Origin of the sequence: Ideonella lacteola (genome assembly GCF_038066555.1) — a bacterium.
Taxonomy (GTDB): domain Bacteria; phylum Pseudomonadota; class Gammaproteobacteria; order Burkholderiales; family Burkholderiaceae_C; genus Ideonella; species Ideonella lacteola.
Window position 1 is genome coordinate 363,218 of sequence record NZ_JBBUTG010000001.1, and the last position, 23,739, is coordinate 386,956.

A 23,739-nucleotide genomic window follows, 5' to 3' on the forward strand; every position below is an offset into this window, starting at 1 on the left:
CATGTTGCAAGCCCTGGCTACGCCGCGGCCGGCCCCCGAGGCACAGGCCCGATCCAAGCCCGATGATGTCGTGCTGCAGTTCGACGCGCTGAGCGTTCATCTGGGCGGGCGCGACATCCTCACCCCCACCAGCCTGTCCATCCGCCGCGGCGAGTTCGTGTGTGTCATCGGCCCGAGCGGTTGCGGCAAGACCACGCTGCTGCGCGCCGCCGCGGGTTTCGTCAAGCCGAGCAGCGGCGTAGTACGCCGCCATGGCCGGCCGGTGACAGGCCCGTGCCGCGAGGTGGCCTTCGTGTTCCAGGACTATGGGCGCGCTTTGCTGCCCTGGCGAACGGTGGCCGGCAACATCAGCCTGGCGCTGGAGGCGGCTGGCGTCGAAAGATCGCAGCGTCCCGCCCGCATCGAGCAGGTCTTGAAGACGGTGAACCTGCTCGAACACGCCGAGAAGTTCCCGGGTCAGCTGTCCGGTGGCATGCAGCAGCGTGTGCAGATCGCTCGTTGCCTGGCGCAGGACCCCGAGGTCATCATGATGGACGAGCCCTTCGGCGCCCTTGACGCGATGACGCGCGAGCGGCTGCAAGACGAGCTGGCCCAACTCGTTCGCGAGCGCGGCCTCACGGTGATGTTCGTGACCCACGATCTCGAAGAGGCCATCTACCTGGGCGACACGGTGCTCGCGCTGCGGGCCCGGCCGGGCGCCGACCGGCCCAGCCTGGCCCGCTCGATCGAGGTGGCCATTCCGCGCCCTCGCCACCAGTTGGCCACCCGCGAGCACCACGAGTTCCTGCGGCTTCGCCGTGAGTTGTATGCCTACCTCGACCATGGCCAAGCCTGACCGCGCGCCGCTCACCCGGCGCTGGCTTCGCGCTGTGGCCTTGCCCGCCGTGCTGCTGCTGGCGCTGGAGGTCTACGCCCGTGGCTGGGGCCAGGGCAGCGACTCGCTCGCCCCGCCCACCGCAGCCGCGGTGGCCTTCGGCCGGTTGGTGGCCGACGGCTCGTTGTGGGAGGCCACCAGCTTTACCCTGCGGGCGGCGCTGACAGGCCTGGCCTTGGGCAGCGTGCTGGGCGTGGCAGCTGGTGTGCTGCTCGGCTCGTCGCGCCGCGCCGCGGCGTGGAGCCTGCTCTCCGTCGAGCTGCTGCGCCCCATGCCCTCGGTCGCCCTGATCCCACTGGCATTGCTGGTGTTCGGCTTCGGTTTGACCATGGAGTCCAGCGTGGTCGCGTTCGCCACCTTCTGGCCCATGCTGGTGATGACCCAGGCGGCGGTTCGCCAGATCGAACCGCGCTGGCTGGAGGTGGCAGCGGCCCTGGGCCTGTCGCGCTGGCATCGCCTGCAGAAGATCGTGCTGCCCTCGGTGCTGGCCCGCTGGTTCGTGGCGCTCCGACTGGGGCTGGCGATCGCCCTGGTGGTGGCGGTCACGGTGGAGATTGCTGCCAACCCCAGTGGCATGGGCTATGCGTTGATCCTGGCCCAGCAAAGCCTCGATCCGGCGCAGATGTTGGCCTGGTTGGCGTGGATCGGCGCGTTGGGTTATGCACTCAATGCGCTTGCGGGTGTGGCCGAGGTCCGCCTCGCGCGCCGATTCGGCGAGGTGGCGACATGAACCGCCCGCTTCGCGAGACCTTGGCGGATGCCGCCGGCTCGGTGGCGATGCTCGGGGCGCTGGTGTTGGTGTGGTGGTTGGCCAGCCACTTGGGCTGGATCAGCCGCGCCTTCCTTCCCTCACCTGAGGCCACGGTGCAGAGCATCGTGCAAGGCTGGTCCCAGGGAGCGCTGGCGGGCTACACCGGTGCGACCGTGGGGCGCATGCTGGTGGGTTGGCTGCTGGCCTCGCTGATGGGCATCTCGCTGGGCGTATGGATCGGCAGCTCGGCGCTGGCCCGTGCGTGGCTGCAGCCCACGCTGGAGTTCTTCCGCCCCTTGCCTGCGTCGGCCGTGATGCCACCGGCGATCGCTGTCTTCGGTCTGTCCACCGGCATGGTGTTGTTCGTCGTCGCCTTCGGCGCGATGTGGCCGGTGCTGCTGGCCACGGCACATGGTGTGGCGAGTGTCCACCGTGGCTTGCGCGAGGTCTCGTCGGCGATGCAGCTGTCGCGATGGCAGTACCTGTGGAAGATCGCCTTGCCTCACACTGTGCCTGACATCCTCTCGGGGCTGCGCTTGTCGCTCACCGTGTCGCTGATCGTCTCGGTGGTCGGTGAAATGATGGCTTCGCAGACCGGCCTGGGGCAGGCAGTGCTGCTGGCGGCGCGCTCTTTCCGTGCCCCTGATCTGTTCGCTGGCGTGCTTTTGCTCGGCGCCATTGGTGTGGTCAGCAACCTGGCGCTCGCGGCTTTCGAGCAGCGTGCGCTGCGCTGGCAACGGTCTCATTGAATCAATCTCAACCGCTTATGAAACGCCGCTTCGTCGACCTGTCCATCTACCTCGAGAACGACGTGGCCTCCGACCCGCCCGGGCTGGAGCCGAAGATCACCTACTTCACCCACGAACACACCTTCGAGCAGATCGCTCCGTTCTTTCCAGGGCTGCGACGTGAAGACCTGCCCGATGGCGAGGGCTGGGCGGTCGAACTGGTGCAGCTGTCCACCCACAACGGCACTCACCTCGATGCGCCTTGGCACTTCCACAGCACCATGGATGCGCGCAGCGGTGAGAAGCGCCCCGCGATCTCGATCGATGACGTGCCGCTCGAATGGTGCTTTCAGCCGGGCGTGAAGCTGGACTTTCGCGATCGCCCTGACGGCCACGTGATCGGAGCCGACGAAGTCGAAGCCGAACTGGCCCGCATCGGCCACCGGCTGAAGCCACTGGAGATCGTGGTGGTGAACACGCGTGCCGGCTCGCGATATGGGCAAAGCGACTACGTCTCAGCCGGTGTGGGCATGGGCTACGACGCGACGATGTACCTCCTCGAGCGCGGCGTTCGACTCACCGGCACCGATGCCTGGAGCTGGGACGCGCCCTTTGTCCACACGGCCCGCAAGTATGGGCAGACGCATGATGCCTCGCTGATCTGGGAAGGCCACAAGGCGGGCCGTGACATCGGCTACTGCCACCTTGAAAAGCTGCACAACCTCGAATCGCTGCCGGCTGATGGCTTCTACATCAGTTGCTTCCCGCACAAGGTGCGTGGCGCTTCTGCGGGGTGGACCCGCGCCGTCGCGATCTTCGACGATGCCTTGATGACTTGACCCACCGGCGGCAGCAGGTGGGTGGCTTGTTCAAGGGCCGCCTGGCTGATGCCGAACCGACGAGGGCGCCGCAGATGCGCCCCGTACACAACGACCCGCTCTCCTCCTGCGATGGTGGACCGGCCCCTGGGCCGGTTGCCAGAAGCTGTTTCATCCACCCGACAGGAGACAACATGAAGTTCCCCCTCACCGCGGCCGGCCTGGCCGCCTGCAGTTGCCTGGGCGCGGCCTGGGCGCAGACACCGCCGACCAGCCAGGTCAGCGTCTACGGCACCCTCGATGTGGCCGTGGCCCAGCGGCAATTGGCCGCGCAAGACGCAGTCCGCAACGTCGACAGCGGCCTGATGGAGACGTCCCACCTGGGCTTTCGAGGCAGCGAGGACCTCGGGGGTGGTCTGAAGGCCCAGTTCGACGTTAGCACCTTCCTCCGTCCCGACACCGGTGAATCGACACGAGGCATTCCGGGCGAGGCCTTCTGGAGCCGCTCGGCGTGGGTCGGCCTGTCGGGTGACTGGGGTCAGGTGCGTCTGGGCCGCATGTCGACGCTGAACTTCGTCAACATGATGCGCTTCAGCCCGTTCGGCCCGGCTGCCGGCTTGAACCCGGTGTTCCTGCACACCTACATCGGGTCGGCCGCCCAGCCGCTGACCACCATCGCCGGGGCGACCGACTCGGGCTGGAACAACACGCTTGCCTACACGTCGCCCAACTGGGCCGGCCTCACCGTGGCGGCGCAAGCCGCGCCGTCGGAAGGAGGCCCGGCTGGCCGTCGCTGGGGCGGCAGCGTGGTGTATGCGCCGGCGGGGCAACCGCTGGCGATGGCGGTGGTGTACGACCGAACCGAGCGGGCGAGCCTCACCTTCCCGTTGGCGTTTCCCACGCTCGGCGGCGCGGTACCGCCTTTGACCGGCCAGCAGTTTTCGATGTGGCAACTGGCGGCGTCATGGGACTTCGGAGTCGCCAAGGTGTTCGGCCAGTGGTTCGACGGTCAAATCGACGGTACGCGTCCCGGGCCGCCACCGCCAGACAAGACCTTGAAATTGCGCACTTGGCAGCTCGGCGCGACCGTGCCCTGGGGCTCAGGTGCGCTGCTGGCTTCGGTGGCGCAATCCAGGCGCGATCTGTCGGCCGGGGGGAGCAGTGATGCCCAGGACGCGACGCGCACCACCGTATCGATGGGCTATGACTACAGCTTGTCCAAGCGAACCGATCTCTATGCGGTCGGCATGAGCGATAGGGTCACCCGTTTGGACGGCGGGACCACCTGGGCGCTCGGTGCCCGCCACCGCTTTTGAGCTCGGTGCCGCACCCAAGCTTTGAGCCGAGTTTTCGCTGAGGAGAGCGATTGGGCACCCCGCGCGGGGTGCCCTCTTTTTTAGGACGACGAATCGTTGGCCGTCAAGTCATGGCGCGCGCGGTGTCGCGCAAGCTTCGGATTTGCGCGTGGTTGCGCTTGACGCCTTCGTACTGGCGCTCGACCAAGGCACGCTCCAGCGGCTGCAGCGGCTTTTCGAGCGCCGAGCGGTAACGCTCCAGCGCAGCGTCTTCGCCACGCTCGCATTCTTCCAGCATGGCCAGGTCGCTGTAGCCTGCGATCGTGCCCTTGACGGCCACCCAGCCGCGGTGCATGGCACCGGTGGCTGTGCCGCCGTCATCCGGCTTGCCGCCGTGCTGCTGGATCAGCGATTGAAGCTCTGCCGCGGCCTGCCGGCACTCTTGAGCGCGCGCCAGGAACACGCTGCGCAGGTTCTCGCTTTTCACATGCTCGGCCGAGCTTTGAAACCCGAACTCGCCGTCTTTGCAGGTCGAGACGAGGTGGTTCAGGGTATCGATCAGGTCTGAGTTGTCCATGATGGCCTTTCTGTCGTGGGGCTTGTGAAGCCCGGTGGCGGTGAGTGGATCCAGATGCCGCGCGGCATCTGCCTCGTCGACAGGGCAGAAGGCATGCCCGATGCGCAAGGGCACGTGGATTGCCGCCCATCTTGCATGTCCGACACCGTGTCCGATCACCTGGTGCAGCGCCTGCGCGAATGGGGCGTGCGATTCGTCTATGGCTATCCGGGCGATGGCATCAACGGCGTGATCGGCGCGCTGCAACGTGCCGAGCCCGAGGGGCCGACCTACGTGCAGACCCGTCACGAGGAACTGGCCGCGTTCATGGCCTGCGCCCACGCCAAGTTCACGGGCGAGGTGTCCGTCTGCTTGGCCACGTCGGGGCCTGGGGCGATCCATCTGCTCAATGGGTTGTACGACGCTCGTCTGGACCACCAGCCGGTGGTGGCCATCGTGGGTCAACAGGCGCGTTCATCGCTGGGCGGCGACTACCAGCAGGAGGTCGATCTGCCCGCCTTGTTCGGCGATGTGGCCGAGTACGTGCAGACGGTGATGGTGCCGGCCCAACTGCGGCATGTGGTCGATCGGGCGATGCGTATGGCGATCCGCCAGCGCACGGTGACCTGCATCGTGCTTCCGTCTGACGTGCAGCGGTTGCCGGCGGTGGAGCAGCCGCCGCACCGCCACGGCACGCTGCACAGCGGCATCGGGCGCGAGGCGCGTGCCGTCGTTCCCCCGCAGGCGGATCTGGAGGCCGCCGCCCGGGTGCTGAATGCGGGCCAACGCGTCGCGATCCTGGTGGGGGCGGGGGCGCTGGGCGCGACCGACGAAGTGATCGAGCTGGCCGAAAGGCTGGGGGCCGGCGTGGCCAAGGCACTGCTTGGCAAAGCGGCGGTGCCGGACGATCTTCCTTTCGTGACGGGGGCCATCGGTCTGCTGGGCACGGATGCCAGCTGGGACCTGATGGCCCACTGCGACACGCTGTTGATGGTCGGCAGTCACTTCCCCTACGCGGAGTTTCTGCCGCAAGAAGGTCAGGCCCGCGGCGTTCAGATCGATTGGGAGGGGTGTCGCCTGGGCCTGCGCTACCCGATGGAGGTCAACCTCGAAGGCGACAGCGCCACAACGCTGAGGGCCCTGCTGCCGATGTTGCGGCAGCAGCCCGATCGGCGCTGGCGCGAGCGTGTCGAGAGCCAGGTGGCCCGGTGGTGGGCCGTGGTGGAAGGCCGAGCGATGGTCGCCGCCCATCCGATCAACCCGCAGCGTGTGTTCTGGGAGTTGTCGCCGCGCTTGCCGGACGATGTGGTGATCACCTGCGATTCAGGCAGCGCGACGTTCTGGTATGCCCGCGACCTGAAGATGCGGCGCGGCATGATGGGCTCACTGTCGGGCGGCCTGGCCAGCATGGGGCCGGCCTTGCCTTATGCGCTGGCTTCGAAGCGCGCCCATCCGTCGCGCCCGGTGGTGGCTCTCGTCGGCGATGGCGCGATGCAGATGAACGGCATCAACGCCTTGATCTCGGTGGCGCACGACTGGCCACAGTGGCGTGATCCAAGGCTGGTGGTGCTGGTGCTGCGCAACGATGACTTGAACATGGTCACCTGGGAGCAGCGCGCCACCGAAGGGGACCCGCGCGCCTCGATTTCACAGTTCGTTCCGCCGTTCCCGTATGCAGACTACGCGCGCCTTCTGGGCCTCGCCGCACGGACGGTGAGAGACCCCGAAGCCCTGGCCTCGGCGTGGGAAGAGGCGTTCAACGCCGACCGCCCGATGTTGCTGGAGGTGGTGGTCGATGCGAACGTGCCGCTCGTTCCATCGCACCTCACCGGTCAGCAGGTGTGGGCGTACGGTGCGGCGCTGCTGCAGGGCGATCGCGATGCCCTGGCGACGGTGCTGGCCTCGGCGCGGCAGTGGTGGGGCGGATGGTGTGCCGCGGCAGCGGAATCCTCGGCCATGCGCAGCGGCGGTGAGGCGCAGGTCGAATCGGTGGCTGAGAGCTCGCCGTCCGTGGCGCCTTCGGCAGCCGAACCGCTTGGGTCCGCCGTTGGCGAAGAAGACCCCGGCGCTGCGCTGGACAGTTGGTCTCGCGACAGATCGCCATAACAGTTGGGGGGCCCGCGGGATGCCACCGACGCGGACTTTTCCTACACGCAGATGCTCCGGTGGCGGACCTGGCGAACGAGGCTGGAGGCCTAGAGTGAACACACCGGGAAGTCGCCGGCCTTTCAACCGCTACGGCTTCAGCCCATCCGCCCCGTGCGGGCCACTCTTGAAGGAGATTTCCATGTCGAACAAGACCCTTGCTACCGCTGTCACCACCGCCGCGCTTGTCGCATCGATCGGCTTTGCCTACGCGCAAAGCAGCGACGAAGGCGCCGTGCCCAACGCCAACATCAACGGCTCCGTCGACAACAATGTGCCGAAGCATTGGGCTCGCGACAGCGTGAGCAATGATCCGTACGAAGCCGCCGCTCCGACGGCCGCTGGCGCCATGGCGCCGATGGCCAGCGACACGACCAACTCGACCGCCAGTTCCACCACCTCCACCGCCGCTGGCAGCACCGCGTCGACCACCGCCGCATCAACGGATGCCAACAGCCCGTGGGCTGCAGATTCGACGAGCCCGTCCGGGGCAACCACGGGCGCAGCGGGCGCCACCGGCGCGACCGGCACGACTGCCTATACCGAGGGCGGCACCGTGACGAACCCCGCCGCCGCTGGATCGACCTCCACGATGCCCAACACCGGCACCGCGACGTCGACGTCTCCGGCCGAGACGCACGTGGACCTGAACTCGCCCAACGACCCGATCTACAACATGGGCAACCGCAGCAGCAGCACCGACGAGCGCGCACCGCGCCCTGACCGCAACTGATGTTCACGAAGACACGAGCCTGAAGGAGCCGGCGGCGTGGAATCTCCACGCCACCGGCCGCCGGCCCGACGGAAGCGGACGCCCGCGTGCCGCCTTCTCTGTCGGGCCGGCACTGTGTGAGGAGCGCAATCAAGATGATGATCAGCAAAGACATCACACAGGGCCTCAAGCAAGGCCTCCTGATGGGGACGGTTATCCTCGCGGCGCTCCTGGCATTGCAGCCGCATCTGTGGCCGGGAGGCACGGCTCCCACGTCGAGTGGCCCCAAGCCGGGGGTGGTGGAAGCGCCGGTCCAGGCGGGCCACGCGCCGGGTGCTGTGCTCGGGAGATCGGCGGTGCCCACGGTCCAGCGACGTCTGGACTGGAACGGCGTCAGCCCTTCGGGTGATGTGCGTCGCTTGGCGCAATGGGTGGTGGATTCGGCGGACAACGGCACACAGCATTTCGTCATCCTCGACAAGCGGCGCGCGCGGGTCTATGTTTTTGAGCCCGGCGGCCGCCTCGCCGGCGACAGCCCGGTACTGCTGGGTTTTGCAGCCGGTGACGACACCGTTCCGGGCATTGGTGACAAACCCATCTCCGAGGTGAAGCCTCAAGAGAGAACCACCCCTGCAGGGCGGTTCGAGGCGGCCCGGGGTCGCAACGCCAACCAGGAGGACGTGGTATGGGTCGACTACGAGGCGGCCGTGTCCATGCACCGCGTGCGGGCCACCAATCCGAAAGAAAGGCGTCTCGAACGCTTGGCCACGCCGACCTCGGCCGACAACCGCATCAGCTACGGGTGCATCAATCTGCCCGTGGCCTTCTTCGAGCAGGTGGTTTGGCCTCCGTTCCAGTCCCGGCCTGGCATCGTCTATGTGCTGCCGGAGGTGCGGCCTCTGACAGATGTATTTCCTGGTGTGCAGACGCCTTATCACGTCGTCTCTGCGCCGTCTCTGAGCCACCCTTCAGATCACCTCTGATCGACGGACGTTTCGCTGCTCGGTAAAGCATTCCTTTCACGGCGCTGAAATTGCCCAAATGGCCGCGTTCTGGCGGCTGTTGTCGCGTTCGCTTACCCTGCTTGCGTTTAGCATTCCCACCGCATTGAGATTTGCCGATCACGCGGCAGATCGATCTGGGGTTTCAAGGGAAGCATTGGCGCGATGGGTGTGGCGGGATTCAAAGGCATGCGTGCGGCGTGCCTGGCGGTGTGGTGCGGCCTGCTCGCAGGTGCGGCCCAGGCGAGTGGGGCAATCGCTGATTCGGCGCCCTGGCGCCGTGTCGATTTTCTTGAGGAACCGGCTTCGGCAGAGGTGCGGGCGGTGGCCGTCCACGCCTTTGAGCGCGGCGATGCCCATGGGCGACCTATCGCCATCGTCGACAAGCAGAACGCCCGCATCTTTGTTTTTGGTGCGGACGGGGTGCTGCGCGGCACGACTCCGGTGCTGCTGGGCTTGGCCCGGGGCAACGAGAGTGCACCGGGCATAGGCAAGAAGGCCGGCGGCTACATTGCACCGGCCGAACGAACCACCCCGGCGGGCCGATTCAACTCCGAGCCGGGCCACAACGCCAAGGGTGAAGCGATTGTGTGGGTCGACTACGACGCTGCGTTCGCCATCCATCGTCTGCGTCCTGCCCCTGCCGCTGAGCGTCGTCCGGCGCGTTTGGCCTCGCCTTCGCCGGATGACAACCGCATTTCGCAAGGCTGCGTCATCGTCAGCGGAGCCTTTTACGACGAGGTGATTGCGCCCGTCCTGGGCCGGCAACGCGGCGTGGTGTACGTGCTGCCCGATCGGATCGAAACGTTGGCGAGCAACGGATAGCGCCACTCACGGCGCGCACTCTGGCCGGGCAGGCGGCGCAACCTCCATCAGATGCCCGTGCAGCAGGCCAGCCCCCCGGCAGGCTTGCCACACGGGCGACCCGCGAAGACGGCGTCAAGCGACGCCGCCAACTCGGGTTTACCACTTCGCCCCGGCACCCGTGACGCCCCATCCATGGACGGAGACTCCGAGAGGCACAAGCCTCCATCCGGGGGGGCGTCTGTTCAGGCCATTACTTGCGCGACGATCCCGTGCCGGTGGATGCCGACGTGCCTGACGTGCCCGACGAGCCGCTGGAAGCCGATGTACTGCCGGACGTGGTCGAGCCGCCGGTCGAGTCCGAGATGCCGCTCAAGCCGGCGCCGGCTTCGCTGCCCGTTGAGCCGGACATGCCGCCCGAAGCCCCTTGGACGCTGCTGCCGCTGCCCATGCCGCGGTTGCGGCTGGACCGCCATTGGTCGAACTCGTCGGAGAATTTCTTGTAGCGGTCCTGGCGCCAGCTTCGATAGTCTTCGTCGAGGCCGCGCAACTGTTCCGTGCGCCACTGGTGGTAGTCGGGGTCGAACTGCTCTTGATGGCCGCGGCCGAATGAACCCTGGCCGCCATGGCTGCCCATGGAGCCGCTCCCTTGGCCTTCACCGAACGTGCCTTGGTCACCGATCCAGGGGCTTGAACGCCCGCCACTCTGCCACTCGGATCCGCCGCCCCATCCGCCGCCGGACATGCTCCCCTGGCCGTACTCGCCGGACCGACCTTGGCCGCCGAACTGACCGCCGTACTGGCCGCCCCGCTGACCGCCCTGTTGTCCGCCAAAAGAGCCTGAACGGGAGTACTGGTCCTGTTGGCCGCCGCCGCTGGATGTGCCAGGGCTCCATTCGCGGCCGGAGTCGCGTTCGTAGTCCTGCCCGAACCCTCGTCCACCGCCCATCTCGCGGCTGCCCTGCCACGGTTCCCGACCACCGTAGGTTCCGCTGGAACCTCCGAATTGGCTGCCGCCTTGCTGGCGTCCGCTTCCGCCGTATTGCTGCTGCTGTCCGCCGCCGTACTGGCCGCCGTAGCCGCCCCGATCGTCGCCCCAATCCTGGTTGCGACCGCCGCTGTAGTGGCCCTGGCCGCCGAAGTCGCCGCCGCTCATGCCTTGCTGACCTTGCTGCTGCTGGTCTCGGGGTGAAGAGCCGCTGAACCGATCGTCATCCTGGTAGCCACCGCGTTGGCGGTTCGAATAGTCACGTTGTTGCATCTGCCGTCCTTGGGTTAATGAGGCCCGTATCACGCAGGGCCCCGGGACTTCCATTCGGGCAATCGCCATTCCCAAAGACGCTATTGGCGACGCTTGTTACAAACAGCGATGGGTACGGCAGGCGATGATCAGACGCCTTGCGCAGGGCGCTGCGTCAAGGCGTCTTGGTGGCGGGCTGAGAAATCTGCGTGAGCAGCATCGAAAACCTGATGTGGGCGAGCCGCGAGGCACGACACAATTCGCCAAGTCATTGCTGATCAGCAATGCACGTGTCACCCTTCTGTAAGGTTAGCTTCATGCATATTTCGGTTCGTTGGGCGGCTACCGCTTTGCTGGCGTCGGCATCGATGGTCGCGCAGGCGCAGTACAGGGCTGAGTTCCTGGAAGACTCCAAAGCCTGGGGTTCGGTCGTTGCCGACTTCAACAATGACGGTCACGACGACATCTTCGTTTGCGGCCACCACTCGGAAGACCGGGTCTGGTACTGGACGTCAACGGGGTACAAGCCCTCGGAGCAGATCCTGGAGTGGGTCGATCGCCACGATTGCGATGCCGCCGACGTCGACCACAACGGCCGCCTCGACTTGTATTGCGCCGTGGGCGCCGAGAAGGGCACGGGCGATGGCCCGAAGGAGCTGTGGCTGCAGGGCGAAGACGGCATCTTCACGCTGGCCCAGAACCACGGCGCCGAAGACCCGTATGGCCGGGGCCGTCTGCCGATCTTCATGGATTTCAACCATGACGGTTTCGCCGACATCTACCTGGCCAACCTGTCCACCACGCGCGACGATGGGCAGGCGAACATCAACCACATGTTCATCAACCAGGGCGATGGTCACTTCGTCGAGAAGCCCACGTTGGCGACCGGCGACCGTGGCGCGCAGTGCGTGGCCAAGGGCGACATCAACCGCGATGGCTGGGACGACCTCGTGGTGTGCCACGAGAAGGTGCAGGGCCATGTGTATGTGAACAACCAGGAAGGTGACTTCGAGGAGGTGCTTCCGCCGGCGCTGCGTGGTGAATGGACATTCGCCAAGCTGCGCGACATGAACGGCGACGGGCGCGACGACCTGCTGCTGATCCGCGACAAGACGGTGTTCGAGATCTGGTTCAACACCGGCCGCGCACCGTATTTCGAGAAGCTCAGCTTCACCGATAAATTGCCCGGTATCGGCACCTCGTTCACCGTCGGCGAGTTCACCGGCGACAGCCGGCCGGACGTCTACGTCACCCTGAAAGATGCCTCGTGTGACACGACGCTGGTCGACAAGGCGCCTGATGTGATCTACAAGAGCAAGCCCCGCGGCATCGGCTGGCAGCGTTCGGTGCTGACGCAGCAGAACTACGCCGGTTGTGGCCACCTGGCCGACACGGTGGACGGCACCAAGGTGCTGCTCGAAAACGGCCAGATCGACGATCGCGGCCCGAACTACGTCCTCAGCTTCCGCTGATCGGCAGCTCTGGCGCCAGGGGCGCTGGTGAATCCACGTTCATCAGCGCCTGCAGCGAGGCCAGCGTGTCGGCCTCGTGCAGCGGCTTGTCCTGGCGGATGCGCAGCATCCGCGGAAACCTCACCGCGATGCCACTCTTGTGGCGGGTGCTGCGGTTGATGCCTTCGAAGCCGAGTTCGAACACCAGCGTCGGCTTGACGCTGCGCACCGGCCCGAACTTCTCCAGCGTGGTGGCGCGGATGATGCGGTCCACCTCGCGGAACTCTTCGTCCGTCAGGCCCGAATAGGCCTTGGCAAACGCCACCAGCTGCAGCGCCCCTGGCTGGGCCGGCTCGCGCCGCGATATCGCATCGACCACCGCCTGAGCCTCGGCGGCGTCCTGAGGTGGTCGGCTCCACACGGCGAAGGTGTAGTCGGTGTAGACGCTCGCGCGGCGGCCATGCCCTGCCTGGGCGTAGATCAGCACCGCATCCACCGTCAGCGGCGCGATCTTCCACTTCCACCACGTGCCTTCGGCCTTGGTGCGGCCACTGCCGTAGCGTGCTTCCACGTGCTTGAGCATGAAGCCCTCCACGCCACGCTGCCGCGATTCCTCTCGCAGGGCGGCCAAGGCTGGCCAACTGTCGCGTTGCTCGATCGGCGACACCCACAGGGTCGATCCCTTCACTTGGGCGGCCAGGGCTTCAAGCATGGCGCGACGCTGCCGCTGGGGCTGTTCACGCTGGTCGATGCCGCCCCACTCGAGAAGGTCGTAGGCGATCAGGCTCACCGGCGCATCGGCCAGGATCTTGCGATTCAGCGTCTTGCGGCCAATGCGCTGCTGCAGCAGGTTGAAGGGTGCCGGGCGCCCGTCTTTCCAGACGACGATCTCTCCGTCGACCACCGTACCGTCGGGCCACTGGCCGGCGAGCATGACGATCTCGGGGAAGCGGTCGGTCACCAGCTCTTCACCGCGCGACCAGATCCAGATCTGTCCGGCTCGCCGCACGACCTGGGCGCGGATGCCGTCGTACTTCCATTCGATCTGCCAATTCGAGGGCGGGCCCAACCGCGCGTCGAATTCGTGCAGCGCGCCTTCGAGCGGATGGGCGAGGAAGAACGGATAGGGTTGGCCTGAATCGGCTGCCGAACGCTCGGACTCGGGTGCGATCAAGCCCTGGTAGGCGCGTGCGTCGGGGCGCGCGGTCTTGTCGGTGTAGCCCATCATCCGCTGGGCGACGAGCTTGGCGTCGACACCGGCGTGGGCCGCCAGCGCCCGCTGCACCAGCAGCTTGCTCACCCCGACACGAAAGCCGCCACCGATCAGCTTGGTCAGCAAGAAGCGGCCGGTTGAATCCAGCTCGGCCCAATAACTGGCAATGCGCTGGGCCTGTTGCTCGGGCGGCATCTCGCGCAGCGGCAGCAGGCGCTGCTCGACCCACTCGGCCAGCCCCAGCTCGCGGGTGGCGACCGCCGCGGGCAGCACGTGGGCGATGGTTTCAGCGAGGTCGCCCACGGCTTGATAGCACTCGTCGAACAGCCACGCGGCAATGCCGGCCTGCTGCCGGGCCAGCTCCGCCAGCACCCCCGTGGGCACCACCTGGCGGGGTTTGCCACCCGCCAGAAAGTAGACGGCCCAGGCGGCGTCGGCCGGCGGCGCCTCGTCGAAGTAGCGGCGCAGCGCATCGACCTTGGCGTTGGTGGCGGTGCTGTCGTCGAGCGCGTTGAACAGCTCCGAGAAGCGCTTCATGCCGCGCTCTCCGTTTCGGCCGCCGGGGCCGGGTCGCCAGGTGCGTCCGCCGTGGCCAATCTCTCGTCGTCGTACTCAGTCTGGAAGGCGCCGGCCTGCAGGCCTTGCTCTTCCAGCCACCGCACCATGATCGCTTCATAGCCGTGGGTCACGATCACCCGCTCGGCGCCGGTGGCAGCGATGGCGCGTTGCAGGCCGGGCCAGTCGGCATGGTCACTGAGCACGAAGCCACGGTCCACCGCGCGTCGGCGCCGGGCACCTCGCAACTGCATCCAGCCGCTCGCGAAGGCATCGCTGTAGTCGCCGAAGCGTTTTGTCCAGGCCGAGCCCTGCACCGACGGCGGCGCCACGATCAGCGCGCGGCCGATGGCGGCCTTGTCCAGCTCGGTGGCGTGCAGGGTGGCCGGCAGCGCCACGCCGGCTGCGCGGTAGGCGTGGTTCAACGGTTCGACGGCGCCATGCACCACGATCGGCCCGATGCTGGCATCGACACCGGCCAGGATGCGCTGGGCCTTGCCGAAGCTGTAGCCCATCAGCAGGCTCGCCCGGCCCGCCTGGGCATTGCGGCGCCACCATTGGTTGATGTCATCGAACACTGCCCGCTGCGGCGCCCAACGGTAGATGGGCAGGCCGAAGGTCGACTCGGTGATGAAGCAGTGGCAGCGGATGGGGTCGAAGGGCTCGCAGGTGTTGTTGCTGTCGTCTTCGCCCGAGACAAAGTAGTCGCCCGAAGCGACCCACACCTGGCCGCCATGCTCGACGCGAACCTGCGCCGACCCCAACACATGGCCGGCCGGATGCAGGCTGAGCCGAACGCCGTGATGATTGATGATCTCGCCGTAGGCCAGCGTCTGCAGCGTGATGTCGCCCAGGCGAGAACGCAGCACGCCTTCAGATGGGTGAGCTGCGAGGTAGTGCTGATGCCCTTGGCGCGCATGGTCGCTGTGCGCGTGGGTGATCACCGCGCGCGCCACGGGGCGCCAGGGGTCGATGTAGAAGTTGCCCGCAGGGCAGTACAGGCCCTCGGGCCGCTGCACGATCAAGTCCATGCGCCGCAGCCTATCGCAGGCATCGAGCTTTGGCTGCCAAGGGGCTTACGTGCTGACACTGTGCTGTCAACGATTGGCCGTAGTGTTCTGCCTTTCGACAATCGTCCCGGCCGATCGGGCCAGGAAGACGATGCTTGATAAACCCAGAGGAGATATCACATGACCACACCTTCCCGCCGCTCCTTCCTGCAGATGATGGGCGCTGGTGCCGCCGCCGGCGCGATGCCGCCGAGCATCGCCCGGGCGCTGTCCATCCCGGCCGACCGACGCACCGGCACGATCAAAGACGTGGAGCACGTCGTGATCCTGATGCAGGAGAACCGTTCGTTCGACCACTACTTCGGCACGCTGCGCGGCGTGCGTGGCTTCAACGATCCGCGCGTCATCAAGCTGCCCTCGGGCAAGAGCGTGTGGTACCAGCCGCGAGGCAATGACGAGCTGCTGCCGTTCCGCCCACCTGTCGAGAACCTGGGCCTGACCTTCCTGCCCGATCCGCCGCACGGCTGGAACGACACCCACGCTGCCTGGAACAAGGGTCGCCATGACCAGTGGGTGCCGAACAAGGGCCTGAGCGCGATGACCTACCACCTGCGCAGCGACATCCCCTACCACTTCGCGCTGGCCGATGCGTTCACCGTCTGCGACGACTACCACTGCTCGCTGATGGGGCCGACCGATCCGAACCGCTATCACCTGTTCAGCGGCTGGGTCGGCAACGACGGCAAGGGCGGCGGCCCGGTGATCACCAACGCCGAAGCCGGCTACGACTGGAGCACCTACCCTGAGCGCCTGGAGCGCAACGGCGTGTCCTGGAAGGTCTACCAGGACGAAGGCGAGGGCCTCGATGCCGCCCACTCGTGGGGCTGGACGGGCGATCCTTACATCGGCAACTATGGCGACAACGCGCTGCTGTACTTCCACCAGTACCAACGCGCGAAGCCGGGCGAGCCGCTGGCCGACAAGGGCAAGACCGGCACGCGGGTGAAGAACCAGGCCCGCGACCCCAACCACCTGCTCGATCAGTTCCGCCAGGACGTGTCCGGCGGCAAGCTGCCGCAGGTGAGCTGGGTGGTGGCGCCTGAGGCCTTCAGCGAGCACCCGAACTTCCCGGCCGACTACGGTGCCTGGTACATCTCCGAAGTGCTGGACGCGCTCACCGCCAACCCGGCGGTCTGGAGCAAGACCGTGCTGCTGATCATGTACGACGAAGAAGGCGGCTTCTTCGACCACATGCCGCCGCCGGTGCCGCCGCAGACGACGGCGCAGGGGGCGTCCACCGTCTCGACCATCAACGAGATCTACCCGGGCGATTCGTCGTACAAGGCGGCCCCGTATGGCCTGGGCATGCGGGTGCCGCTGCTGGTCGTCTCGCCGTGGAGCAAGGGCGGCTTCGTCAACTCGCAGGTGTTCGACCACACGTCGGTCATCAAATTCCTCGAAGCACGCTTCGGCCAGGGCAAGCCCGATCTCACCGAGAGCAACATCACGCCATGGCGGCGTGCGGTGACCGGTGACCTGACCACGGCCTTCGACTTCGCCAACCCGGACACCGCCATCGTTTCGCTACCCAGCACCGATGCCTACTTCCCGCCCGACCTGAACCGCCACGACAGCTACCAGGTCGTGGCCCCGCAAGACGACCTGGTGCCCCAGCAGGAGCCGGGGCTGCGCCGTGCCCGTGCCCTGCCATACGAATTGCACGCCCGCGGCCGGGTGATCGAATCAGACGGCAGCTACCGCATCCGCTTCAGCAACACGGGCGATGCCACCGCGGTGTTCCAGGTGCATTCGTCGCGCGAGGCCGATCTGCCCCGTTGCTACACCGTCGAGCCGGGCAAGAAGCTGTCGGGCGACTGGGCGGTGAAGGCCCAAGGGGCGACCACCTATGACCTGTCGGTGCGCGGCCCCAATGGCTTCTTCCGCAGCTACAAGGGCAGCGTTGAAGGAAGCACCATCGCCAACGTCGATGTGCGCGACATCTACAGCGCCGATGCGCTCGTGATCAAGCTGGAGCTGCACAACGTGGCCAAGCGCAAGGCGGTGCTTCGTGCCCTCGATCGCTACAGCGGGCAGAGCCAATCCATCACGCTGGGCGCTGGTGCGACCGAGACGCTGCAGTGGGACCTGAACGCCACCTTCGGCTGGTACGACCTGGTGCTGACGGTCGATGGCGATGCCGGCTTCGAGGTGCAACTGGGCGGACACATCGAAAACGGCAAACCGAGTTCGAGCGACCCCGCGCTGGGCAGCCTGCGCCTGCGCGGCTGATCTGCGCCTCAGCGGCTCAGAACAGATCCCACAGATCCGCCGGCAAGGTCTCGAACACCTCGTTGACCTGCAGCCCTTCGCGCAGGTCGAGCGAGGACAGAACCATGTCGTGCGGATCTTCTGGCCGCAGGACGTGCGGCAAGACTTGTCGTGCAGAGGGATGTGAAGGCTCCGGCCTGAACTGCGCCGTGTTCATGAGGGGGGACATGGACATGGGGGGCTCCGCTGTTCGTTGGGCCTTCTGGACGGTGGCAGTGATCGCCACGCCGTCGGGCCTCGGGCGTCATTAGACGAAAGCCCCCAGGAGCGGAACGGTGGAAAAGCTGGGGTGCTCCCCGGCATTTGACCGTGGCCGCGGTGGGGCTGTGCAGCAATGCACAGGTGGCTGTCGTGCCCGGCCCGGTGGCGCCGAGGCGAAGGCGCTCAGCCGCCGTCGTTGCAGACGACAACGCGGTTGCGGCCGGCGCGTTTGGCGCGGTAGAGCGCCAGATCGGCGGAGTGCGACAACGCCGCCAGATCGTAGGGCGGGGCGGTGGTGAGCCCCACGCTGAGCGTGACGACCACGCCGGGCGCCACATGAGTCCAGTCATGCGATTCGACCCGTTCACGCAGGCGTTCGCTGACCTCCTGGGCCGCGTGGATGTCGGTGTCGGTGAACACGATCAGGAACTCTTCGCCGCCCAGCCTCACCAGCAGGTCGGTTGCCCGCGTATGGGCACGCAGCAGATCGGCGATGACGGTGAGCACACGGTCGCCCGCCGCATGGCCATGGCGATCGTTGACATGCTTGAAGTGGTCCAGGTCGACCAATGCGACGCTGAGCGGGTGACCACTGGCGGCGGCTGCCGCCAGCAGCGGCGGCAAACGGCGCTCCAGATGGCGGCGATTGCCCAGGCCGGTGAGCTCATCGCGCTGGGCGTCGGCCTCGAACTCGGCGGCGCGCAGCCGTTCGACCTGCGCCTCCAGCCGGGCCCGTTCGGCCTCCACGCGCGTCACGAACAGGCGTGACTGGGCCTGCAGCTGCGCCACCACCCGTCGCCGCTCCAGCGCCTCGAAGCCTTCGAGGTGGGCGAGCGCGCGCGCATGGACGCCCAGCGCGCGCCAACTGCGGTAGAGCGCATCGTGCACGCGGGTGAGGGTGTTCGATTGCTCGCTGCCATCGAGGTCTTGCCACAGGGCCGAGAGCTCTCGGCTCGCGCCGGCCGCGTCGCCCCGTGCCAGCAGCAGCTCGCCGCGCGCATAGCGAAGGCGCCAACCGTGCGAGGTGTTGCCCTGCTCGTTCACGCGGCCCAGCGCGCGGTCCAGCAACTGCTCGGCTTCGTCGCATTGGCCCAGGTGCACGAGCGACTCCGCCAGGTTGCCTTCGATGATGGCGCTGAGGATGCCGTTGTTCGGCAGTTGCGCCATCAGCGGCAGCGCCTCGCGTGCGTGCCCCACCGCCTTCTCCAGAACCGCGCGTGCCTCGGCCGGGGCCGCGCCGTCGCGCAACAGGTAGAAGGCCCCCAGGTACGAGGCACAGAGGTTGTTCAGGATCATGCTCTGCGCATAGGGGCTGTTTTCACCTTGCAGCAGCACGCGGGCTTCTTCCACCAACCGGTGCGCCTGCCAGGGGTCGCCCATGCGCTCGATGCAGACGCCGAGCGCCATCAACGACAGGGCCAGGGGCACGCGCTCGCCGGCCGCCTCGGCCACGCGGCACGATTCGTTGGCGCTGGCCAAGGCGAGGTCGAAGCGGCCCAGCTCGCTGGCCGCGATCGTCACCCAGCGCAGCACCTCGACCTGGCGGACGATCGCGCCGATGCGGTGCAGCAGCGGGGAACTGGCCTCGCCGCTTTCCAGCACGGCAGGCCAGCGCCCCAGGCGAAACTGCGCCATGCACAGCAGGTAGCCGGCTTCCGCGCGGCCATGGTCATCGGCCTGGGCGGCGGCACGAAAGGCCGCACCGGCCAACAGCGAGGCCTGGTGCATGTTGCCGGCCTCGAGTGCCGCACGTGCGGCCTGCAGAGGCCCGATGTCAGAGGTCATGAACTCCAGTACGGCAACCGTCGACGCGACTTGATCGTCGCTGCGGAACATTTTTGATGACTATTCCACCCAGGCCGGAAAAAGACCAAGGGCAGCATGGACATTGGCGTCATGCGCCGGCACCACGATGAGCTGCGGGTCGCGCGCCATCGCAGCCCGGATGCGCTCGATGGCCACTTGCGTCTGATCGACGTCCTGGTCGACGAGCTGCCGGGCCAGCCAGTGCTTGGCCGCACCGTGCTTCAGTGCCCCCGCGTTCCACACCACGTCGCCGACGAAGAAGTATCGCCGGCCTGATTCCACGGTGAGAAACAGCCCCACCGAACCCGCGGTGTGGCCGGGCATGGGCACCAGCACCGCGCGGCCATCGCCATACAGATCGTGGCTGACCTCGAAACCCTCGTGGGCCGGGCCATCGAAGCGGATGTCCTTCCAGCGCGTCACGCCCGAGACCTGCGAGGGCCAGGCGCCGCCCACCCGCTGAGACGGCTGGTTCACCAGATCGTGCTCGCTTGGCGCCAGCCACACCTCGGCGTCGGGAAAGTCTGGCGCGCCGCTGAGATGGTCCCAATGGGCATGGCTGATGATGATTCGGCGGATGGGCCCGATGCCCGCGTTGTCGAGTTGCGCTTTCACCGGCTGCACCGGGGCGTCGTAGCGGAAGAAGAGCTGGCTCCAGCCTGGCATGTCGGCCTGGTATTGCGCGCCAACTTGAGCGCCGAGGCCCGTGTCGAACAAAAAGGAATCCTCGCCGTGCTGGATCAGAAAAGCCGAGAAGGCGGTTTCGGCGGCGGCGAAGCGACCACCGGAAAAAAGCAGCCATTCCTGTGTCTGCAGCGAGGCGGTTTTCACCACCGCAAAGCGCACGCGCGTGTCGGAGGGGGCAGGTGGCGGCGTTTCGCCTTGGGCGTTGGCGGCCCAGCCACCGGCGGCGAGGGTGGCCGCCAAGGCGAGGGCAGCGATCAGTGTTTTGAGCATGTTGGAAGAAGGCAGTACTCGGGATGCATGAGCCATCGAAGGCTAAAGCCTGGAGTAAGCTCCAAGGTCAAGCCCGCGGTGACGCGGGAACCCACGCGCTTTGCACCACCCCCCAACTTCCGCGATGAACATCGGCGCTTTGGCCCGGCTGACGGGCGTCTCGGCGGACACCCTGCGCTACTACGAACGCGAGCAGCTGCTCGCGCCCGCCGGCCGCGCGCCCAACGGCTACCGTGTCTACAGCGAGGTGGATGCGCAGCGCGTCCGCTTCGTTCGCAGCGCACAGGCCCTCGGCTTTTCGCTCGCCGAGATCCGCAACATCCTGCCCCGCCTCGATGGCGGCCAGGTGCAGCGGGCCGACATCGAGTTGCACCTGAACCGCAAGCTCGACGAGATCGATGGTCACATCGCGCAGCTCAAGGCCTTGCGCCGCGAAGTGGTGGGCACGCTCGCCGCGCTGACCTGCGAGCCGCAGCGCCCCGTGTCGGTGGCAGGTGCCACCGACCGCCAACGTGCGACGGGGCCGAGAGCCTCGACGTCGTTGTCGACTTCGGCTCGGGCGGCTCGACGTGGGCGTGCCACCGGCTGACAGCAGCCGGCGCCAGAGCAGGGCATCGCGCGAATGGCCTCACGCGGGTCACATCATCAGCCCGACTTGGGCGGGTCGCTGATCGGCGCGGAGGTACCGGGCGGCGGCGGGTCTTCGATCGGCGGCTCGCCGGCGGGCGGGCGCGGCGCGGGTGGCGAGGCCGGCGGGTCGGGGGGCAGATCGTGCGCCTTGAGCGTGGCCTGTGGGGCCCAGCCGCTCCCAGGGCCTGGCATCTCGTGAGCCAGCTGGCGCTGCAGCGCCAGCAGCGTGTCGTGTCGGGTGTTCATGGGGTTTCCTGCCTCCGCCGCATGCCGCGGGTCCGTTGCACGGGCCTCGGCGCTGCGGCAAATACCGCGCCTGGGCTGGCGGTTGCGGTGGGCTCAAGAGCTGGCGTGGATCTGCATCCGCCGCTCGACGTAGGTCGGCCCGGTCACGCGGGTGGCGTCGGGGCAGCTGGAGGTGCTGTTGCAGGCGACGGCATCGATCGTGTAGACGCGCACGGTGGCGGGTGTGCCCGGCGCTGATTCACCTTCGTTGTAGAGCGACGAGCTGCAGCTGACCGTGACGCGCATGCCCAGGTCGCTGCTCAGGTCCAGCGTCTGCGTCGCACCTGCGCAGGTCGTCCAGCTGCCCTTGAAGGCCTGGTACAGCCCCCATTCGATGCCGGCCCGCGCGGCCTGCGCCGCCCTGGCCGCGCCCAGCTCTTGCGCGCCGCCCATCTGCTGCGACATCGTCAGGCGCACCACCGCGGCGGCGAGCGCCGCCAGCAGCACCAACACCATGATGGCGGCGATGGCGCCCAGGCCGGATTGGCGATGACGCAGCGTCGTCATGGCACGTTCGCCACGTGGGCGCCGACGACGAGGCTCGCGCTCTCGCTGTTGCGGGTGATTTCGACCTGCATCGAGACGAAGCCGCTCTGCTGGGTGGCGCCTTGCGCGGGGTCGTAGATGAAGCGGCACGATTTCACCGAGCTGGCCAGCACTTCGCCGCTCGCGGCGCTGGGGCAGGCGGTGGGGTAGGCGCTGTTGAAGCCGTAGCGCGACAGGCGCGCCAGCACGCCCTTGCCATTGCCTGATGAATCAAGCGTGCCGTCGGCGCCTTCGCAAACGTAGAACACGGCCTGCTGGCTGTTCGAGACCACGACCATGCGGTGCCCATCGTAGCCGGCGGGGAACTGTGTCGATGCCACGGTGAGGCGGTGCTTGCCGAAGGCGGCGTTGGGCGGCGCGGCCACCGCGCTGATGGCGGCGCGGTTCGTGCCGCTGTAGATGTCGCCCGGGTTCTGGTTGTCGATCACCACGTGATCGCCCACGCTCGGTGTCGCGGAGAACGACGTCAGCACATCGAATTGGGTCGTCGCGGCGCTGGTATCCAACGGCAGAGAGGCATTCGGCGCGGTGCCGTCGTTCACCGTATCGGGGCCGCGCCGCAGCCGCGCGCCAGTGAGTGTGGGGACGAGCTCGATGCACTGCGACCCCGGGCTGCGGATCGAGTTCGGCACGGCCAGCCGCACCTCGTCGCGCATGCGGCGCAGGGCGCTGGAGGCCTGGTGCGAGAGCTCGGAACGGTTGCGCAGCGCGATCCAGCTGTCGAACGCCGGCCGCAGGAACACGGCGAGCGTGGCCGCCAGGACGCTGCCGATCACGATCACCATGATCAGCTCGATGAGGGTGAAGCCGCGCGGGCGGCGTGGCAGGCGGCTCATGAGGCGAAATCGGTGCGCCAGCCGATCAGCGTGAGGCTGCTCGACCCGCGAGACACGGTGACGGTGATGCGCTTGGCGGCAGCGACGCCACTGAGCGTGCCGGTGGCCACGCTGACACTGATCGAATAGCCCGACAGCGCGCTGACCGCCACGCCATCGACCGTGCAGATCTGGCCGCTGGTGGCGTAGCCGTTGTAGTCGGACACATCGTTGTAGGTGCCGCGCGAGCAGCCCGACGGTGCGGTGTTGCTGGCGGTGGCGTACGGCTTGAGCTGGATCTCTTCGATCATCTCTTCGGCGATCGCGAGCATCTGCTGGTGGATGATGGGGTCGCCACTGCGGCCAATGGCCACCGAGAAGGCCACCGCGACGCCGGCCAGGCCGACGCCGAGGATGACGATGGCGAGGATCATCTCGACGAGCGTGAAGCCGGCGTTCGTGCCGCGGCCAGGGCGGCGTTCCGGGCGGCGTCGGGCTCGGCGTTGATCAGCGCACCAGGCCACTTTCGCCTCCCACGCTGACAGTGCCCACGCCGGTGATGCTCAGCGTGCGGCTGCTGGCGGTGTTGCCCGCGCCGTCACTGGTCACCCGTCCGTCGGGTTGGAAATACATCGTTCCGCTGGGCGACACGCTGAAGGTGGCCGAGCCCGGGTTGCTGGTGTAGGTGGTGCTGCCGTCCGGACCGGTGAGTGCGCTGTCGCAGTTGGTGGCGCCGCGGTTCGTGGCGATGCGCAGCGTGACGCTGCTGGTGCCCACGTCCGCGCACACAAGGCGGCGGTGCGACAGGGCGGTCTGACCGGCGTAACGCAAGGCCGCCACCACCTCGTCGCGCGCGGTGTCGTTGCGCAGGCTCAATGCGGTGTCGAACTTGGGCAGGGCGACGACCGCCAGCACGCCCACGAGGATCAGGATGGCGATCAGCTCGATCAGCGTGAAGCCGGCCTGCCCGTGGCGGCCGCGGCTGCGGTTGGCGCGATGCAGGTCATCGCCACTCAAG

General features: G+C 67.4%; 23 protein-coding genes. 12 read left to right on the forward strand and 11 right to left on the reverse strand.

Annotation, left to right across the window (positions count from 1 at the left end; translation table 11 throughout):
• Position 1 precedes the first annotated feature (1 nt).
• The 5 genes from AACH06_RS01490 to AACH06_RS01510 all read left to right on the forward strand — a co-directional run bounded on the left by AACH06_RS01490 (position 2) and on the right by AACH06_RS01510 (position 4,487).
• Positions 2 to 835 (forward strand): ABC transporter ATP-binding protein, encoded by an 834-nt coding sequence (locus AACH06_RS01490; protein ID WP_341423817.1) that lies wholly within the window; start codon positions 2 to 4, stop codon positions 833 to 835.
• Positions 822 to 1,604: an ABC transporter permease gene (locus AACH06_RS01495; protein ID WP_341423818.1), complete on the forward strand. Its 783-nt coding sequence runs from the start codon at positions 822 to 824 to the stop codon at positions 1,602 to 1,604. Before AACH06_RS01490 ends, AACH06_RS01495 begins: the two co-directional genes overlap by 14 nt.
• The gene (locus tag AACH06_RS01500) at positions 1,601 to 2,374 is read left to right on the forward strand and encodes an ABC transporter permease (RefSeq protein ID WP_341423819.1); all 774 of its coding nucleotides are present in this window, start codon (positions 1,601 to 1,603) and stop codon (positions 2,372 to 2,374) included. The genes AACH06_RS01495 and AACH06_RS01500 overlap by 4 nt, the downstream gene beginning before the upstream one ends.
• A 17-nt stretch (positions 2,375 to 2,391) precedes the next feature.
• Positions 2,392 to 3,192, forward strand: coding sequence for a cyclase family protein (locus AACH06_RS01505; RefSeq protein WP_341423820.1), 801 nt, complete (start codon positions 2,392 to 2,394; stop codon positions 3,190 to 3,192).
• A gap of 173 nt (positions 3,193 to 3,365) precedes the next feature.
• The gene (locus AACH06_RS01510) at positions 3,366 to 4,487 is read left to right on the forward strand and encodes a porin (RefSeq protein ID WP_341423821.1); all 1,122 of its coding nucleotides are present in this window, start codon (positions 3,366 to 3,368) and stop codon (positions 4,485 to 4,487) included.
• A 103-nt stretch (positions 4,488 to 4,590) separates the two neighbouring features.
• Here AACH06_RS01510 and AACH06_RS01515 read toward each other — a convergent pair whose 3' ends face one another.
• Positions 4,591 to 5,043, reverse strand: coding sequence for a ferritin-like domain-containing protein (locus AACH06_RS01515; RefSeq protein WP_341423822.1), 453 nt, complete (start codon positions 5,041 to 5,043; stop codon positions 4,591 to 4,593).
• A gap of 135 nt (positions 5,044 to 5,178) precedes the next feature.
• Here AACH06_RS01515 and AACH06_RS01520 point away from each other — a divergent pair, with 135 nt between their 5' ends.
• The 4 genes from AACH06_RS01520 to AACH06_RS01535 all read left to right on the forward strand — a co-directional run bounded on the left by AACH06_RS01520 (position 5,179) and on the right by AACH06_RS01535 (position 9,705).
• Positions 5,179 to 7,128, forward strand: a complete 1,950-nt coding sequence (locus AACH06_RS01520; protein ID WP_341424218.1) for a thiamine pyrophosphate-requiring protein — start codon at positions 5,179 to 5,181, stop codon at positions 7,126 to 7,128.
• A 181-nt stretch (positions 7,129 to 7,309) separates the two neighbouring features.
• Positions 7,310 to 7,900, forward strand: coding sequence for a hypothetical protein (locus tag AACH06_RS01525; protein ID WP_341423823.1), 591 nt, complete (start codon positions 7,310 to 7,312; stop codon positions 7,898 to 7,900).
• Positions 7,901 to 8,034: 134 nt separating this feature from the next.
• The gene (locus tag AACH06_RS01530) at positions 8,035 to 8,862 is read left to right on the forward strand and encodes a hypothetical protein (protein ID WP_341423824.1); all 828 of its coding nucleotides are present in this window, start codon (positions 8,035 to 8,037) and stop codon (positions 8,860 to 8,862) included.
• A 207-nt stretch (positions 8,863 to 9,069) separates the two neighbouring features.
• A complete protein-coding gene (locus AACH06_RS01535; RefSeq protein ID WP_341423825.1) occupies positions 9,070 to 9,705 on the forward strand; it encodes a L,D-transpeptidase in 636 nt (211 codons plus the stop codon).
• Between the two features lie 232 nt (positions 9,706 to 9,937).
• Here the strand turns inward: AACH06_RS01535 and AACH06_RS01540 are convergent, their stop codons facing one another.
• Positions 9,938 to 10,945, reverse strand: coding sequence for a hypothetical protein (locus AACH06_RS01540; RefSeq protein ID WP_341423826.1), 1,008 nt, complete (start codon positions 10,943 to 10,945; stop codon positions 9,938 to 9,940).
• Positions 10,946 to 11,241: 296 nt separating this feature from the next.
• Here AACH06_RS01540 and AACH06_RS01545 point away from each other — a divergent pair, with 296 nt between their 5' ends.
• Positions 11,242 to 12,396, forward strand: a complete 1,155-nt coding sequence (locus AACH06_RS01545) for an FG-GAP repeat domain-containing protein (protein WP_341423827.1) — start codon at positions 11,242 to 11,244, stop codon at positions 12,394 to 12,396.
• Here AACH06_RS01545 and AACH06_RS01550 read toward each other — a convergent pair.
• Both AACH06_RS01550 and AACH06_RS01555 read right to left on the reverse strand, forming a co-directional pair.
• Positions 12,383 to 14,125 carry an ATP-dependent DNA ligase gene (locus AACH06_RS01550; RefSeq protein WP_341423828.1) on the reverse strand — a complete coding sequence of 581 codons (1,743 nt, stop codon included), beginning with the start codon at positions 14,123 to 14,125 and terminating at the stop codon, positions 12,383 to 12,385. The two genes, AACH06_RS01545 and AACH06_RS01550, sit on opposite strands and share 14 nt — an antisense overlap.
• Positions 14,122 to 15,174, reverse strand: a complete 1,053-nt coding sequence (locus AACH06_RS01555) for a ligase-associated DNA damage response exonuclease (protein WP_341423829.1) — start codon at positions 15,172 to 15,174, stop codon at positions 14,122 to 14,124. Before AACH06_RS01555 ends, AACH06_RS01550 begins: the two co-directional genes overlap by 4 nt.
• A 159-nt stretch (positions 15,175 to 15,333) precedes the next feature.
• Here AACH06_RS01555 and AACH06_RS01560 point away from each other — a divergent pair, with 159 nt between their 5' ends.
• The gene (locus tag AACH06_RS01560; RefSeq protein WP_341423830.1) at positions 15,334 to 17,442 is read left to right on the forward strand and encodes a phosphocholine-specific phospholipase C; all 2,109 of its coding nucleotides are present in this window, start codon (positions 15,334 to 15,336) and stop codon (positions 17,440 to 17,442) included.
• A gap of 423 nt (positions 17,443 to 17,865) precedes the next feature.
• Here the strand turns inward: AACH06_RS01560 and AACH06_RS01565 are convergent, their stop codons facing one another.
• Complete coding sequence (locus AACH06_RS01565) at positions 17,866 to 19,467, reverse strand: GGDEF domain-containing protein (RefSeq protein ID WP_341423831.1); 1,602 nt, start codon at positions 19,465 to 19,467, stop codon at positions 17,866 to 17,868.
• Positions 19,468 to 19,527: 60 nt separating this feature from the next.
• Complete coding sequence (locus AACH06_RS01570) at positions 19,528 to 20,445, reverse strand: MBL fold metallo-hydrolase (protein ID WP_341423832.1); 918 nt, start codon at positions 20,443 to 20,445, stop codon at positions 19,528 to 19,530.
• A gap of 124 nt (positions 20,446 to 20,569) precedes the next feature.
• Here AACH06_RS01570 and AACH06_RS01575 point away from each other — a divergent pair, with 124 nt between their 5' ends.
• The gene (locus AACH06_RS01575; protein ID WP_341423833.1) at positions 20,570 to 21,034 is read left to right on the forward strand and encodes a heavy metal-responsive transcriptional regulator; all 465 of its coding nucleotides are present in this window, start codon (positions 20,570 to 20,572) and stop codon (positions 21,032 to 21,034) included.
• A 56-nt stretch (positions 21,035 to 21,090) separates the two neighbouring features.
• On the opposite strand, the gene AACH06_RS01580 is transcribed toward AACH06_RS01575, so the two are convergent.
• The 5 genes from AACH06_RS01580 to AACH06_RS01600 all read right to left on the reverse strand — a co-directional run bounded on the left by AACH06_RS01580 (position 21,091) and on the right by AACH06_RS01600 (position 23,738).
• On the reverse strand, positions 21,091 to 21,321 hold the full coding sequence (locus tag AACH06_RS01580; RefSeq protein WP_341423834.1) for a hypothetical protein: 231 nt from the start codon (positions 21,319 to 21,321) through the stop codon (positions 21,091 to 21,093).
• Positions 21,322 to 21,414: 93 nt separating this feature from the next.
• On the reverse strand, positions 21,415 to 21,867 hold the full coding sequence (locus tag AACH06_RS01585) for an MSHA biogenesis protein MshP (RefSeq protein WP_341423835.1): 453 nt from the start codon (positions 21,865 to 21,867) through the stop codon (positions 21,415 to 21,417).
• Positions 21,864 to 22,742, reverse strand: coding sequence for a prepilin-type N-terminal cleavage/methylation domain-containing protein (locus AACH06_RS01590; RefSeq protein WP_341423836.1), 879 nt, complete (start codon positions 22,740 to 22,742; stop codon positions 21,864 to 21,866). The genes AACH06_RS01585 and AACH06_RS01590 overlap by 4 nt, the downstream gene beginning before the upstream one ends.
• Positions 22,739 to 23,245, reverse strand: coding sequence for a type IV pilus modification PilV family protein (locus tag AACH06_RS01595; RefSeq protein ID WP_341423837.1), 507 nt, complete (start codon positions 23,243 to 23,245; stop codon positions 22,739 to 22,741). Before AACH06_RS01595 ends, AACH06_RS01590 begins: the two co-directional genes overlap by 4 nt.
• Entirely contained in the window at positions 23,229 to 23,738 is a 510-nt protein-coding gene (locus tag AACH06_RS01600; RefSeq protein ID WP_341423838.1) for a prepilin-type N-terminal cleavage/methylation domain-containing protein, read from the reverse strand. The genes AACH06_RS01595 and AACH06_RS01600 overlap by 17 nt, the downstream gene beginning before the upstream one ends.
• Between the last annotated feature and the right edge of the window lies 1 nt (position 23,739).